The following is a 13565-nucleotide window of genomic DNA, read 5'->3' on the forward strand; positions in this document are numbered from 1 at the left end:
AAGTACTGGAAAGCAGCCTCTGCCGTTAGGGTTTCCGAAGGGTAGGCGCTGTCGCCCCCTCATGCATAGACGTGTGCGGCCCCGCCAGTCTGAGCCGCGTGATTGCGACACTTCCGTGACCGTAAGGGTTGAGTGATGCGTCACCCGGCAGACGGCAAGTATGGACGGCCCGTGATCCTCCTTGTGGAAGATGATGCGGCCCTGGGCCCCGCCCTGCAGTTCTCGCTCCAGGTTGAAGGCTATCGCGTCGAGCTCATGGGCCACGCCGAGGCCCTGCTGGAACGGACGCTGCCCGAGGAACCGTTCGCCATCGTCACTGATCTGAATCTGCCGGGTCTGTCGGGGATCGAGGCGCTGGAGGCATTGCGCCGGCGTGACGTCAGGGCGCCGGCCATCCTGCTCACCAGCCAACCGACGCGCCGCCTGGGCGCCCGCGCCGCGCAGGCTGGGGTCATGGTTTTGGAGAAGCCGATCCTGAGCGACCGGCTGGCGCATGCGCTCAAGGCCCTGTGGCGCGACTGAGCCGGTTCTCGGGGATCGTGCGTACGTACTGACCCCAAGGTGACGCTGGGCCTGCGGGCTGGTGACATCCGTGGGGACTGATCGACCGCTCCACAACGGCGGCCGGGTCTAAAGGGGGGCCATCAGATGCCAACTGTCCTGATCATCGAGGATGACGCCAGCCTGCGCGCGGTCATAGCCTCGACCTTCACGAGAATGGGCTACAGGACGCGTGTCGGCGAAGACGGCGCCGCCGGACTGGCGCTCTTCGCGACCGAACCCGCCGACCTCGTCATCACGGATATCTATATGCCGCGGATGGACGGCATCGAGGTGATCATGGCGCTGCGGCGGCAAGCTCGTGTCCCGGCGATCATTGCAATGTCCGAAAGCGGCCGCGGGTGCGCGCCGGACCTCTTGAACGCAGCCACTGTGCTGGGCGCCGACGCGGCCCTGCGGAAGCCGCTCAGCGTGTCCGCCCTCTTGCGGCTCGGCGGCGAGCTGCTGGAAGCGCGAGCGACGGAGGCCGCCCGCAGGCGCGGCATGCAGTTTGTCCGCGAGGCCGCCGCCTAGCGTTGCGGTCTGGGCGATCGATGGTCACGTGCTCGGGAGGCGACCGACCCAGGGCTAGGTCAGCAGGTCGACCGCCTGCCAAGTGGCCAGCGCCGTCACCAGGACGCCCACCACCCAGGTCAGCGCGCGTAACGGCAGAACCTTGGTCACGTACCCCGCAACGGGCGCGGCGATGATCCCGCCGCCGATAAGTCCGGCCAGCGACCAGGCGAGGCCGCGTAGGCCCTGTGTCTCCCAGTGTCCACTGAGCAGGGCGACCAGGAAGGCGGCCGAGGTGGCTGCGGCCATGAACACCTCGGCGGCGTTGGTCGATCCGATGGCCTTGCGGGGCTCGGCTCCAGCGCCCATCAGCGAGCTGGTCACCACGGGGCCCCATCCGCCACCGCCGATGGCGTCCATGAAGCCGCCGATCAGGCCCAGCGGGAACGGCATGCGCCAGGAGAACACCCTCGGGGGCGCCTGGCGCCAGGCGCGATGCAGGATCACCAGGCCCATCAGGAACAGCCAGCCCACCACATACGGTTTGACGACCTTGCCGTCGATCGAGGTCAGGACGTAGGCGCCCAGCACGCCGCCGATCACACCCCCGGCGGCCAGCAGGCCCAGCAGGCGGAAATCTACGTTTCGATGGTAGATGTGCGAGGCCCCGGAAGCGGCGCCGGTGAACACCTTGGCCGCATGCACGGCGGCAGAGGCGTTGGCCGGGCTGACACCGAAGCTCAGCAGAACGGTGGTCGAGATGACGCCGTAGGCCATGCCCAGGGCGCCGTCGATGATCTGGGCGAGGAAACCGACGGCCGCGTAGAGCCAGAAATCTGCTGTCATTGCGCGGCCCTGTTACGGCTCAGCCATGGCCCCCGTCCAGCGTAGAAGCTGCGGGCCCGGCGCCAGAAAAGCTGCGAACCCCGGGCGATACACGGCGTTCGCAGAACGTGGTCGTCGAACAATGTTTCTGAATTGAAATGGCGTCGCGGGCCCAGCGACTCGGCGCGGGCGGGCCGGGTTTAGTCCTTCGCCCGCTCCTGATACGAGCCGTCTTCCGTCAGGATCACGATCTTGGTGCCAGGGCCGATATAGGGCGGGATCATCGTGCGCAGGCCGTTCGAGAGGATCGCCGGCTTGTAGGAGGACGAGGCCGTCTGGCCCTTCACCGAGGGTTCGGTCTCCACCACCTCGAAGGTCGCCAGCCGGGGCAGCTCGATGGCGATCGCCACATCGTCGTGGGTGGACAGCGTCACCGTGCAGCCGTCGGTGAGATAGGGCGCCGCATCGCCGATGATGTCCTCGGAGGCGATCAGTTGGTCGTAGGTCTCCGGGTTCATGAAGTGGAACCCTTCGGCGTCCTGATAGAGGAAGGTGTACTGCCGGTCGTCGACGATGGCGCGTTCGACCTGCTCGGTGGTGCGCCAGCGCTCCGAAACCTTCACGCCGTCGGAGATGCGGCGCATGTTCAGCTGAGTGACCGGGGTGCCCTTGCCAGGATGGATGTTCTCGGCGGTGAGCACGACGTACAGCTTGCCGTCCATGTCGACGACGGAGCCCTTGCGGAGCGAGCTGGCGATGACCTTCACGGGATGACCTCGGCGATGCGGCGGAGCGCGCGGCAGGGCCGCTTGCGATTCCGCTGATGAAATTTCCAGTGGCGCCCCTATAGCGATTGGCGCCGAAATCTCCAGCCCCCCAACGCGTCGCAGTCCATGTCCGAGCCTACAGAGACCCCTTGGTGGTCGCCGCAGAAGCGTCCTGATCGTGCGCCGTTCCTGGCCGCACGCAACCGTATCCTGCGGGCCGTGCGCGATTGGTTCGAGCACCAGGACATCGTCGAGGTCGAGACCGCGTCCCTGCAGGTATCCCCCGGCAATGAGACGCACCTGCACGCCTTCGCCACCGAGGCGATCGGACCCGACGGCACACGCGCGCCGTTCTACCTGCACACCTCGCCAGAGTTCGCCTGCAAGAAGCTGTTGGCCTCGGGCGAGCCCGCGATCTTCACCCTGGCCAGGGTGTGGCGCAACCGCGAGCGCGGGCCGCTGCATCATCCGGAATTCACGATGCTCGAGTGGTATCGGGCGGGCGCGAGCTACGAGACCCTGATGGTCGACTGCGCGGCGCTGCTGGGCACGGCGGCGGAAGCGGCGCGAACACGCAAGCTCACGTTCCGGGGCATCGAGGTCGATCCGTTCGCCCCACCCGAGCGGACGACCGTGGCCGAGGCGTTCGAGCGCCACGCCGGCATCGACCTGTTCGGCGACCTGCCGGCGCAGGCGGCGGCGAAGGGCATCCGGATCGCGGCGGACGACACCTGGGGCGATGTTTTCAGCCGCATCATGGTGGAGAAGGTGGAGCCGAACCTGGGCCACGGACGGGCGACCATCCTCTGCGAATACCCCGCCTCGCAGGCGGCGCTCGCCCGCCCCAAGGCCGCCGACCCGCGGGTGGCGGAGCGGTTCGAGCTCTATGCCTGCGGCGTTGAGCTGGCCAACTGCTTCGGCGAGCTTACCGACGCCACCGAACAGCGCCGCCGCTTCGAGCACGAGATGGCGGAAAAGGCGCGACTCTACGGCGAGCGCTATCCCATCGACGAGGATTTCCTGGCAGCCCTGGCCCTGATGCCCACGGCCAGCGGCGGCGCCCTGGGCTTCGATCGGCTGGTCATGCTGGCGACGGGCGCAAGCCGCATCGAGCAGGTGCTTTGGACGCCGGTGGCTTGAGACACTCGATCCGACCGGCCTAAGGTCACGCTACCGTTCGGCTCGGAGACGTCCTGATGTTCCGCATCCTCGCAGTCGCCTTGGGCGCGCTGCTGCTCGCCACCCCGGCATGCGCCGCCATGGTCCCGTTCCCCGCAGGGTTTCGTACCCAGGAGATCACCACTAACGGAGCCACGATCCACGTCCGCGTGGGCGGTAAAGGCCCCGCGGTCGTGCTGCTGCACGGCTATGGCGAGACCGGCGACATGTGGGCGCCGCTGGCCGCGGACCTGGCCCGGGACCACACCGTCGTCGTCCCCGACCTGCGCGGCCTGGGCCTCTCTTCCAAGCCTGCGGGCGGATACGACAAGAAGACCCAGGCCGGCGACGTGGCCGGCGTGCTGGACGCATTGAAGATCGCCAAAGCCGACCTGGTCACGCACGATATCGGCAACATGGTGGGCTACGCGTTCGCCGCTATGCACCGCGATCGGGTCACGAAGTTCGTGCTGATCGACGCGCCGCTGCCAGGCGTGGGCCCCTGGGAGGAAATCCTTCGGAATCCGCTGCTGTGGCACTTCCGGTTCGGTGGGCCGGACATGGAGCGGCTGGTGGCGGGTCGTGAGCGCATCTACCTGGACCGCTTCTGGAACGAGTTCTCGGCCAACCCGGCTCGGTTCGACGAGGCTTCGCGCCGGCACTACGCCGCCCTCTATGCCCGGCCGGGGGCGATGCATGCCGGCTTCGAGCAATTCCACGCCTTCGACCAGGATGCGGCCGACAACAAGGGGTTCGTGGCGCAGGGCAAGCTCTCGATGCCCGTGCTGGCGCTGGGCGGCGAGAAATCCTTCGGGCTGACGATGGCCCAGGTGATGGGGTTCGCCGCCAGCAATGTGAAGGGTGAAGTCGTGCCGGACTCGGGCCACTGGATCATGGAGGAGAACCCGGAGGCGACCACGGCGCTCGTGAGGACGTTCCTCGACGCGAACCCCTGAGCACGCACGCCACGGGATGACGGATGAAAACGCGCGAACGCTGGGGTAAGGCAGCGCGCGATGACAGCCGCTCGAACTCTCAAGACCGCCGACGAACTGGCCCGTGCCGGCCTGGTCGCCCGCGAAGACCTGGCGGTGCTGGAACGGGTGGCCGCCCGCTACGCCGTGGCGATCACGCCGGCGGTGGCGGAGGCGATCGGCGATCCGGAGGGGCCGATCGGGCGTCAGTTCGTGCCCACCGCCGCCGAGCTTGTCCAATCGCCGGAGGAGTCCGCCGATCCGATCGGAGATGACGCCCACAGTCCGGTGGAAGGCATCGTGCACCGCTATGCCGACCGGGTGCTGCTGAAGGCCAACCACGCCTGCGCGGTGTACTGCCGGTTCTGCTTCCGGCGCGAGATGGTGGGGCCGGACGGCGTGCGCCCGCTGGGCGCGAAACAGCTGGACGCGGCGATGGCGTACATCGCCGGCGATACGGCGATCTGGGAGGTGATCGTCACAGGCGGCGATCCGTTGATCCTCTCGCCGCGGCGGCTGCGCGACCTGATGGTCCGGCTGGGGCGGATCGAGCACGTGAAGGTGGTGCGCTTCCACACCCGAGTCCCGGCTGTCGACCCGGCGCGGATCACGCCGGAGCTGGTCGCCGCCCTGAAGGCCCCGGGCAAAACCACCTGGGTTGGCCTGCATGCCAACCATCCCGAGGAGCTGACGCCCGCGGTCGAAGCCGCCTGCGCCCGCATCCTCGACGCCGGCATCCCGATGGTCAGTCAGAGCGTGCTGCTGAAGGGCGTCAACGATGATCCGGCCACGCTGGAGACGCTGATGCGCCGGTTCGTGGAACTGCGGATCAAGCCCTACTACTTGCACCACGCCGATCTGGCGCCGGGCACGGGCCACTTCCGCACCACCCTCGGCGCGGGCCAGGCGCTGATGGCGGACCTGCGCGGTCGCGTCTCGGGCATGTGCCAGCCGACCTATGTGCTCGACATCCCCGGCGGCCACGGCAAGTCCCCCGTGGGGCCATGCTATTTCGGCGACGGGCAGGTCACTGATCCGCAAGGAAAAAGCCACGCTTACCCGCCTGGCTGAGACATGGGCTGTGGCGTCCGGGTGACAGTGGGACTGTCACCGCAGGGCGGGACCTCGAACCCGCTAGGCGAAATCGCCACTTGAGCGTTCATCTCCAGGTCAGCAGGTTGCGTAGATACCTGCGCGGTCCGGCCTGCGCCGGATGCAACAGTGAGGGCTGGGTATAGGTATGGTCAGGCAAGGCTCGCGGGGCGAACGCATGAGGCGGCGCCTGGCATTGGCCGCGCTGGCGCCCATGGCGTTCGCCAGTTTCGCTGTGGCGCAGCCGAAGGCGCCGCCCGCGCCCCCCGTCCTGAGCATCCCTCCGTCGGCCGACATGCTGGTCCCGTCGCCAGCGGCTCCGGTGGTGATCCCCCCGCTCAGTCCGGCCCAGGCGCAGACCGCGCTGGCGGTCCTGCGGGCCGCAGATCTGCACGGGCTGCAGCCCAAGGCCTACATTCCCGAGGGGGTTGCCGAGGCTGGTCCGCTCACCGCCGAGCAGCAGGCGGCGCTCGCCGACGGGCTTGTGCGCTACGCGCGCGATGTGAGGATCGGGCGGATGGCCCCTGAGGCCTTCCCGGATTTCTGGGCGGTGCGCCCCGCGCCCTACGATCCCTCGGCGGACCTTGCCACGGCGCTGGGCGAGGGCCGGCTGCAGTCCTGGCTGGACAGCCTGCCGCCCCGCTATTCCGGCTACGCCGCCCTGAAGCGCGGCTTGGCCCGCTACCGCGAGATCGCCGGCAAGGGCGGCTGGTCCCCCGTGCCGGAAGGCGAGCCCCTGCGGCTGGGCGACAAGGGCCCGCGCGTGGCGGCGCTCCGCGCTCGGCTGGCGGCCGAGGACGCCGGCGTGCCCACGGCTGGCGGCGCGACCTTCGACAAGCCGCTGGAGGCGGCGGTGCAGCGCGCGCAGGGCCGCCTGGGGCTTCGTCCCGACGGCGTGGCCGGCAAGGACGTCCTGGCCTCACTGAACCAGCCGGTGGGCCAGAGGGTCCTGCAGATCATCGCCAATATGGAGCGCTGGCGCTGGGTGCCGCCTTCGATGCCGGCCACACGCGTCCAGGTGAACTCGGGCGCGGCCATCGTCACCCTGTTCCAGGACGACAAGGCGGTGCTGTCGATGAAGGCGGTGTCGGGCCGGCGCGGGGACGAGACCCCGATGCTCATGTCGTCGATCCACAGCGTGGTCATCAATCCACCCTGGAACGTGCCGGCGAGCATCGCGGCCAAGGAGCTGTGGCCGAAGGAGAAGGCCAACCCCGGCTATCTGGCGCGCAACGGTTACCGGATTATCCCGGTCGAAGGCGGCCAGCCCAGGCTGCAGCAGGCCTCTGGCGACGAGAGCGCCCTGGGCCGCTTCAAGTTCGACTTCGACAACCCCTTCGCCGTCTACCTGCACGACACGCCGTCCAAGGGCGGCTTCGACCGCTTTGCGCGCCAGGCCAGCCACGGCTGTGTGCGGCTGGAGAAGCCGCGGCTGCTGGCCGAGGCCTTGCTGGCGGGGGACACGAAGTGGACTCCCGAGGCGATCGACGCCCAGCTCGAAGGCGACAAGACCGTGCGCGCGCCATTGCCCGAGAGCGTGCCTGTGTTCATTTTCTACTGGACGGCCTTCGTTGGGTCCGACGGCCAGATGCGGTTCCGCTCAGATCCCTACGACTGGGACCGCGACCTGCTGCGGCGGGTAGGGGTGCTGGCCAAGGTCCAGGTGGCGGCCAAGACCTGATGGATTTGGGCTGAGGGGCCTCGTTGATGTTCAAGACCGTCCTGTGGATCGCCGCCGCCTGCGTGGCCGTGCTTATCGCCCTGGCGGTGAGCCGAAGCCTGAACTTCGACCGCCCGCCGCCGAAGGCCCTCGAGGCGCCCGCCGCGCCCGCCGCGCCCGTCGCCGCCAAGCCCGCCGCGGTCGCCGCACCGGTCGTCGCGCCCGAACCTCCGTCACCCCCGCCGCCGCCGACGCCTGAAGAGCAGCAGGTGGAGGACGACGCGGCCGCCACGGGAATGACCACGATGGAGAGCGACGAGCCTCCCCCGGGGCCGCCGACCTGATTCGGATGCGCTCAGTTCGGACCTGGCGGGTCGGCCTTTACGCCCCGCGCCACTGGCGCACGCGGCCGGTGTCGACGTGGACGAAGTTGGACGTAGGGTAGTAGCCGACGCCGCCGGCGCCGACGTTCAGGGCGGCGTCCTTCAGATGGACCAACTGCACCCCCGGCAGCCGCACGTCGATGGCCTTGCCCAGGATGTGCTGGCTGGTTTCGGCGACGCCGTGGCTCTTGCCACGCAGCATCGCGTTGGTGCGCGGCGAGCGGTAGCCGGAGATGATCTGGAAGGGGGCGTTGGTCTCCACCCGGCTGCGAATCGCAGAGAGCGCGTCGAACAGCGCGGGGTCGATGAAGTGCTCATCACCGGTCCGCCAGTCACGCATCACGCGCGTGGCTTCCGCCAGAGCGTCCGGCAGATAGCTGCCGTTGGCGTAATAGACCGCGTTGAACTTCTCGCCGGTGTGCAGGTTGTCCAGGATCGCGCGCCGCGGCCCCCAGACATCGAGGGTCTTCCCCCAGGCCGGAGTCGTGACAGCGGTTAGGCCGAGACCTGCCCCCATTCGGAGGAGGTCCCTGCGGCGGACGAGGTTGAGCATGTGCGTGCTTCCAGGCCGTCGTGGGGAAGCCGGCAATCTGGCGGGTGAATCGTTAACGTCAACCCTACGTGGCCTCGGGTGCGACCAGAGGCCGCCCCTTGCCTTTGCGAACGCAGCCCCGGACAGTCCGAGCCAGCGGCCCGCCAGAGGCCGTGGGGGAGATCGTCCACATGGCCACCGGCCCAACCGGCCTGCGCAAGGTCATCGCCGCCGCGATGATCGGCACCACCATCGAGTGGTACGACTTCTTCCTGTACGGCACCGCCGCGGCGCTGGTGTTCAACAAGCTGTTCTTTCCCGCCTCCGAGCCGCTGGTCGGCACCATGCTCGCGTTCGGGACCTATGCGCTGGGGTTCGCGGCCCGGCCGCTGGGCGGCATCGTCTTCGGCCACTTCGGCGACCGGATCGGGCGCAAGCGCCTGCTCATGCTCAGCTTGATCCTGATGGGCGTGGCGACTGTCCTGATCGGCTGCCTGCCGACCCATGGGCAGGTGGGGATCCTGGCTCCGATCCTGTTGATCCTTCTACGGCTGGTGCAAGGCTTCGCAGTGGGCGGCGAGTGGGGCGGGGCGGTGCTGATCGTAGCCGAGCACGGCGACGCCAAGGGCCGCGGCTTTTGGACCAGTTGGCCCCAGGCCGGCGTGGCGGCTGGCAGCCTGCTGGCATCGGGCATGCTGGCGCTGATGGCCACCCTGCAGAGCGAGGCGGATTTCCTCAGCTGGGGCTGGCGCGTGCCGTTCCTGCTCTCGGCCGTGCTGATTGGCGTCGGGTGGTGGATCCGCGCCACCGTGGAGGAAAGCCCCACCTTCCAGGCGGTGGCCCGCGATGTGGCGGCGCTGGAGAAGGCTCCGGCGCTCGAGGCGATCCGTCGCCGGCCAAGGCAGCTTCTCATCGGCGGCGGCCTCAGGGTCGCCGAGAACATCAGCTACTACATCGTCAGCGTCTTCCTGATCACCTACGTCACCCAGGCGGTCGGACTTTCGCGACAGGTGGCGCTGAACGCGATCCTGATCGCCTCTGCGGTCCACTGCTGCGCCATACCGTTCTTCGGCTGGCTCTCGGACCGGATCGGACGGCGGCCGGTCTACGCCTTCGGCGCCTTCGGCATGATGGGCTGGACGTTCGTCTTCTTCCGCCTGCTGGAGACCGCCGATCCCACCCTGATCATCCTGGCCAGCGTGGTGGCGCTTGTGTTCCATGCCGCCATGTACGGGCCGCAGGCGGCGTTCCTGGCGGAGATGTTCCCCACGCGGTTCCGCTACTCGGGGGTCTCGCTGTCCTATCAGGTGACCTCGATCTTCGCCGGCTCGCTGGCCCCGCTGATCGCCGCGGCCCTGCTGGCGGCGACCGGCTCCGGTACGCCCGTGGCGATCTATGTGGCCGGGGCCTCGCTGATCAGCGGGGTCGCCGCCCTGCTGGCGCGGGAGACCCGCGGCAAGACGTTCGCCGAGATCGACGCCGAAGCCTGAGCCGGACACAGCAAGGGCCGCGCTTCGCAGCGCGGCCCTTGGCCTCTCGGTCCACACATCCGGAAGGGGCGATATGATCCTGCGCCGTTGGGGACGCCGATCGCCGCTCCGTCGGGTGTGCCCTACGGACCGGAGCTTGCTAGTTCTTCAGAGCGTCGCGGGCCGCGTCCTTCAGGGCGCCGACGCCCTTCTGGACCTTGCCGGCCACACGCTCGGCGGTCCCTTCGGCTTCGAGGCGCTCGTTGCCCGTCGCCTTGCCGGCGGCTTCCTTCACCGAGCCCTTGATGTCCTTGGCCGCGCCCTTGGCCTCGTCCTTGTGCATGTCACTCATCCTCTGCGGTTACTGTGGGTGGCCCCATCAGCGTTGACAGCGCGGAGGACCCGACAAGGTTCCTAGGCGGCGACCTTCGATGTGCGTTCGAGCAGGGCCTCAAAGGCGGCGGCGGCCGAGCGCTCGGCGTCGGTGTCACCCATCATGCGGCGCGCATCCGCGTGGCCGAGGATGAAGCTCTTCATCTGGAAGTAAGCGGCCTGAGCCTCTGCATCCGCGAGAGGCGGGTCGCGCAGCAGCCGAATCTCGTTCGTCACGTTGGTGCGGAAGCGCTGCAGCCGCTGCTGAAGATAGTCCTTCAGAGGCCCGGGCTGGTCGTCCAGCTCGACGCTCAGCGCCATGATCGGACAGCCGCTGGCGGACCACCGGGTCTCGCCCCAGTGGAGCCAGCGCCGGAACACCTCCTCCACCCTCGCGCGCCCTGGCGGCAACGCGGCAGCCGGCGCCCAGACCGTCTCACGGAAGTGGTCCAGCGCCGCCTCCACGACGGCGCGGTGCATGTCTTCCTTGGACTCGAAATGCTTGAAGAGACCGCTCTTGGAGAGACCGACGGCCTCGGCCACGTCCGAGAGGCTCACTCCGGCGAGGCCGCGCAGCGCCGCCTGGCGCACGGCCTCGTCGACGATACGCGACTTCGTAGCCTCGCCCTTTTTCAACAGCCAAGCCTCCCTGCTTGACACAAAGTGACCGATCGTGCTCTTTCGTTTTTAGCGACCGGTCGTGCTCTTTTCTACTGGAAGGATCACGAGAATGCAAAGTTTCAAGATGTTGAGCGCGATCGCCGCAGGCGCGGTGCTCGTGTCAGGCGCGGCTTTGGCTCAAGCCCCCGGGTTCAGGGGCGAGGCCAAGCTCGTCACGCCGGCCTCCGCGCCGCGCGAAGCCGTCATCGCCGGGGTCGATTGGCGCTGCGAAGGTGATGCCTGCGTGGGCGTGGCGCTCCGCAAGGCCAACCTCGATGGCCTCGTCCGCGAATGCAGGAAGGTTGCTGCGGTCGTAGGCCCGGTGGCCAGCTACAAGTCCGGCGCATACGTGGCAGACAAGGGCCAGCTTAAGGCCTGCAATCGCGCGGCGCCGGCCCAAGCGGTGGCTGCGAACTAGGGTCTTCGCCCTTAGGTTTCCAGTCGCCAGACCCTGGGATGGCGCGCCGCTCCTCCCAGGGCTTTTGGGCCGGTGCGTTGCGCCGAAGGCCTCTGGCCGCTATCTCCCCGCCTCAACTTCCCCACACTCCGATCAGCGAGCGCGGACGCCCCATGGCGCAGCAATACATTTTCCAGATGCAGGGCCTGACCAAGGGCTTTCCCGGCAGCCCGAAGAAGCTCTTCGAGAACATCTGGCTGAGCTTCTACTCCGACGCCAAGATCGGCGTGGTCGGCGTCAACGGCTCGGGCAAGTCGACCCTGCTGAAGATCATTGCGGGGCGCGACAAGGAGTTCTCTGGCGAGGCCAAGGCCGCCGACGGCGTCAAGATGGGCTACCTGGAGCAGGAGCCGCATCTGGACGAGAGCCTCGACGTCTGGGGCAACGTGATCTCGTGGTGCGAAGAGAAGAAGATTTTCGACCGCTACAACGCCGTCGCCACCGAGATGGGTGAGAACTACACCGACGAACTCATGGAGGAGATGACCGCGCTCCAGGAGAAGCTGGACGCCGGTGACCTCTGGGACATCGACTCCAAGATCGAGATGGCGACGGACGCACTGCGCTGTCCGCCGAACGACTGGAAGGTGGACAAGCTCTCGGGCGGTGAGAAGCGCCGCATCGCGCTGGCCCGGCTGCTGCTGTCGAAGCCCGACATGCTGCTGCTGGACGAGCCCACCAACCACCTCGACGCCGAGTCGGTGGCCTGGCTGGAGCGCTACCTCGAAGAGTACCCCTCGACCGTGGTCTGCGTGACCCACGATCGCTACTTCCTCGACAACGTCGCCGGCTGGATCCTCGAGCTCGACCGCGGCCACGGCATCCCGTGGCAGGGCAACTACTCGTCCTGGCTGGAGCAGAAGGAACGCCGCCTCGCGCAGGAAGAGAAACAGCAGGAGGCGCTGCGCAAGACACTGGAGCGCGAGCTCGAGTGGGTGCGGCAGAACCCGAAGGCGCGCCAGGCCAAGAGCAAGGCGCGCATCCGCCAGTTCGAGGAGCTGTCGTCGCAGGAATTCCAGAAGCGCAACGAGACCAACGAGATCTACATCCCGCCGGGGCCGCGGCTCGGCGACCAGGTCATCGAGGCCGACAAGTTGCGCAAGGGCTACGGCGACCGGCTGCTGATCGACAACCTGAGCTTCAGCCTGCCGCGCGGCGGCATCGTCGGCATCATCGGCCCGAACGGCGCCGGCAAGACCACGCTGTTCCGCATGATGGCGGGTCTCGAGCAGCCGGATGGCGGCTCGATCAAGGTCGGACCGTCGGTCCAGATCGCCCACGTCGACCAGTCGCGCGACACGCTGAACGGGGACAAGACCGTCTGGGAGGAGATCTCGGGCGGCCTCGACATGATCCGCGTGGGCAACTACGAGACCGCCTCGCGCGGCTACGTGGGGCGCTTCAACTTCCGCGGCAACCAGCAGCAGCAACACATCCGCGACCTGTCGGGCGGCGAGCGCAACCGTGTGCATCTCGCCAAGCTCTTGAAGAGCGGTGGCAATCTGCTGTTGCTCGACGAGCCGACCAACGACCTCGACGTCGAGACACTGCGGGCGCTGGAAGAGGCGCTGTTGAGCTTCCCCGGCTGCGCCGTGGTGATCTCCCACGACCGCTGGTTCCTCGATCGCATCGCGACCCACATCCTCGCCTTCGAGGGCAACAGCGAGGTGGTCTGGTTCGAGGGCAACTACGCCGAGTACGTCGAGGACCTGCGCCGCCGCAAGGGCGCCGACGCCGACCAGCCGCACCGGCTGCGCTTCAAACCGCTCGCCGGCTGACGCGCGGCGCCGTAACGGCTGTGCCTGCGGCGCGGTTCGGCTAAACTCAAGACTCGCGCCGGACCGCGAAGGGGATTGCGGCCGCGCGCGGAGGCAGGATCACGCGATGTCGATGTTCATCGATTCCAGCGGCCGGCTGCATCACGACCAGTCGCAGAACATGGCGCTCAACTGCCCGCACTGCCAGGTGCTGGCGCGTATCTCACCGGTGTCGGTACCGGACTTCAACCAGGTCACGCTGCACAAGCCCGCGCACGTCGGTCTGGTCTACCGCTGCGAATCCTGCAATTCACCGGTGTTCCTGAAGTTCGCGGTGAAGCTCTACGGCGGCAGCAGGGTCGAGCTGTCGACGACGTACACCGAGCTCGAGCGGCCGCCGGAGAAG

General features: G+C 68.1%; 16 protein-coding genes. 11 read left to right on the forward strand and 5 right to left on the reverse strand.

Features of this window, described 5'->3' with window-relative positions; all coding sequences use genetic code 11:
* Positions 1–135: 135 nt before the first annotated feature.
* Both QZV94_RS00355 and QZV94_RS00360 read left to right on the forward strand, forming a co-directional pair.
* On the forward strand, positions 136–522 hold the full coding sequence (locus QZV94_RS00355; protein ID WP_293675800.1) for a response regulator: 387 nt from the start codon (positions 136–138) through the stop codon (positions 520–522).
* Between the two features lie 126 nt (positions 523–648).
* Positions 649–1074: a response regulator gene (locus QZV94_RS00360; RefSeq protein WP_293675801.1), complete on the forward strand. Its 426-nt coding sequence runs from the start codon at positions 649–651 to the stop codon at positions 1072–1074.
* A gap of 54 nt (positions 1075–1128) precedes the next feature.
* Here the strand turns inward: QZV94_RS00360 and QZV94_RS00365 are convergent, their stop codons facing one another.
* Both QZV94_RS00365 and efp read right to left on the reverse strand, forming a co-directional pair.
* On the reverse strand, positions 1129–1899 hold the full coding sequence (locus QZV94_RS00365) for a sulfite exporter TauE/SafE family protein (RefSeq protein ID WP_293675802.1): 771 nt from the start codon (positions 1897–1899) through the stop codon (positions 1129–1131).
* Between the two features lie 179 nt (positions 1900–2078).
* Positions 2079–2645, reverse strand: a complete 567-nt coding sequence (gene efp, locus QZV94_RS00370) for an elongation factor P (protein ID WP_293675803.1) — start codon at positions 2643–2645, stop codon at positions 2079–2081.
* A 126-nt stretch (positions 2646–2771) separates the two neighbouring features.
* On the opposite strand from efp, the gene epmA reads away from it, so the two are divergent.
* The 5 genes from epmA to QZV94_RS00395 all read left to right on the forward strand — a co-directional run bounded on the left by epmA (position 2772) and on the right by QZV94_RS00395 (position 7873).
* Entirely contained in the window at positions 2772–3785 is a 1014-nt protein-coding gene (gene epmA / locus QZV94_RS00375; protein ID WP_293675804.1) for an EF-P lysine aminoacylase EpmA, read from the forward strand.
* A gap of 56 nt (positions 3786–3841) precedes the next feature.
* Positions 3842–4759 (forward strand): alpha/beta hydrolase, encoded by a 918-nt coding sequence (locus QZV94_RS00380; protein ID WP_293675805.1) that lies wholly within the window; start codon positions 3842–3844, stop codon positions 4757–4759.
* A 60-nt stretch (positions 4760–4819) separates the two neighbouring features.
* Positions 4820–5848, forward strand: a complete 1029-nt coding sequence (locus tag QZV94_RS00385; RefSeq protein WP_293675806.1) for a lysine-2,3-aminomutase-like protein — start codon at positions 4820–4822, stop codon at positions 5846–5848.
* Between the two features lie 199 nt (positions 5849–6047).
* A complete protein-coding gene (locus tag QZV94_RS00390) occupies positions 6048–7550 on the forward strand; it encodes a L,D-transpeptidase family protein (protein ID WP_293675807.1) in 1503 nt (500 codons plus the stop codon).
* A 26-nt stretch (positions 7551–7576) separates the two neighbouring features.
* Positions 7577–7873, forward strand: a complete 297-nt coding sequence (locus QZV94_RS00395; protein ID WP_293675808.1) for a hypothetical protein — start codon at positions 7577–7579, stop codon at positions 7871–7873.
* A gap of 37 nt (positions 7874–7910) precedes the next feature.
* Here QZV94_RS00395 and QZV94_RS00400 read toward each other — a convergent pair whose 3' ends face one another.
* Positions 7911–8465, reverse strand: a complete 555-nt coding sequence (locus QZV94_RS00400; RefSeq protein ID WP_293675809.1) for a DUF882 domain-containing protein — start codon at positions 8463–8465, stop codon at positions 7911–7913.
* A 170-nt stretch (positions 8466–8635) separates the two neighbouring features.
* Here QZV94_RS00400 and QZV94_RS00405 point away from each other — a divergent pair, with 170 nt between their 5' ends.
* A complete protein-coding gene (locus QZV94_RS00405; RefSeq protein WP_293675810.1) occupies positions 8636–9934 on the forward strand; it encodes an MFS transporter in 1299 nt (432 codons plus the stop codon).
* Between the two features lie 139 nt (positions 9935–10073).
* Here the strand turns inward: QZV94_RS00405 and QZV94_RS00410 are convergent, their stop codons facing one another.
* Entirely contained in the window at positions 10074–10265 is a 192-nt protein-coding gene (locus tag QZV94_RS00410; RefSeq protein ID WP_367253603.1) for a CsbD family protein, read from the reverse strand.
* A 62-nt stretch (positions 10266–10327) separates the two neighbouring features.
* A complete protein-coding gene (locus QZV94_RS00415; RefSeq protein WP_293675811.1) occupies positions 10328–10921 on the reverse strand; it encodes a TetR/AcrR family transcriptional regulator in 594 nt (197 codons plus the stop codon).
* 94 nt (positions 10922–11015) lie between these two features.
* Here QZV94_RS00415 and QZV94_RS00420 point away from each other — a divergent pair, with 94 nt between their 5' ends.
* The 3 genes from QZV94_RS00420 to QZV94_RS00430 form a co-directional block, all read left to right on the forward strand.
* Positions 11016–11363: a hypothetical protein gene (locus QZV94_RS00420; RefSeq protein WP_293675812.1), complete on the forward strand. Its 348-nt coding sequence runs from the start codon at positions 11016–11018 to the stop codon at positions 11361–11363.
* Between the two features lie 152 nt (positions 11364–11515).
* Positions 11516–13180, forward strand: a complete 1665-nt coding sequence (ettA, locus tag QZV94_RS00425; protein ID WP_293675813.1) for an energy-dependent translational throttle protein EttA — start codon at positions 11516–11518, stop codon at positions 13178–13180.
* Between the two features lie 106 nt (positions 13181–13286).
* Positions 13287–13565: hypothetical protein (locus QZV94_RS00430; protein ID WP_293675814.1), on the forward strand; the 279-nt coding region annotated here is incomplete at its 3' end.

This window comes from uncultured Phenylobacterium sp., from assembly GCF_902826855.1.
Taxonomy (GTDB): domain Bacteria; phylum Pseudomonadota; class Alphaproteobacteria; order Caulobacterales; family Caulobacteraceae; genus Phenylobacterium.

Excerpts from the sequence above, each read along its gene's own strand:
- QZV94_RS00355 (WP_293675800.1), top strand. The coding sequence starts at position 136 with ATGCGTCACCCGGCAGACGGCAAGTATGGACGGCCCGTGATCCTCCTT.
- QZV94_RS00360 (WP_293675801.1), top strand. The coding sequence starts at position 649 with ATGCCAACTGTCCTGATCATCGAGGATGACGCCAGCCTGCGCGCGGTC.
- QZV94_RS00365 (WP_293675802.1), bottom strand. The coding sequence starts at position 1,899 with ATGACAGCAGATTTCTGGCTCTACGCGGCCGTCGGTTTCCTCGCCCAG.
- epmA (WP_293675804.1), top strand. The coding sequence starts at position 2,772 with ATGTCCGAGCCTACAGAGACCCCTTGGTGGTCGCCGCAGAAGCGTCCT.
- QZV94_RS00380 (WP_293675805.1), top strand. The coding sequence starts at position 3,842 with ATGTTCCGCATCCTCGCAGTCGCCTTGGGCGCGCTGCTGCTCGCCACC.
- QZV94_RS00385 (WP_293675806.1), top strand. The coding sequence starts at position 4,820 with ATGACAGCCGCTCGAACTCTCAAGACCGCCGACGAACTGGCCCGTGCC.
- QZV94_RS00390 (WP_293675807.1), top strand. The coding sequence starts at position 6,048 with ATGAGGCGGCGCCTGGCATTGGCCGCGCTGGCGCCCATGGCGTTCGCC.
- QZV94_RS00395 (WP_293675808.1), top strand. The coding sequence starts at position 7,577 with ATGTTCAAGACCGTCCTGTGGATCGCCGCCGCCTGCGTGGCCGTGCTT.
- QZV94_RS00400 (WP_293675809.1), bottom strand. The coding sequence starts at position 8,465 with ATGCTCAACCTCGTCCGCCGCAGGGACCTCCTCCGAATGGGGGCAGGT.
- QZV94_RS00405 (WP_293675810.1), top strand. The coding sequence starts at position 8,636 with ATGGCCACCGGCCCAACCGGCCTGCGCAAGGTCATCGCCGCCGCGATG.
- QZV94_RS00410 (WP_367253603.1), bottom strand. The coding sequence starts at position 10,265 with ATGAGTGACATGCACAAGGACGAGGCCAAGGGCGCGGCCAAGGACATC.
- QZV94_RS00420 (WP_293675812.1), top strand. The coding sequence starts at position 11,016 with ATGCAAAGTTTCAAGATGTTGAGCGCGATCGCCGCAGGCGCGGTGCTC.
- ettA (WP_293675813.1), top strand. The coding sequence starts at position 11,516 with ATGGCGCAGCAATACATTTTCCAGATGCAGGGCCTGACCAAGGGCTTT.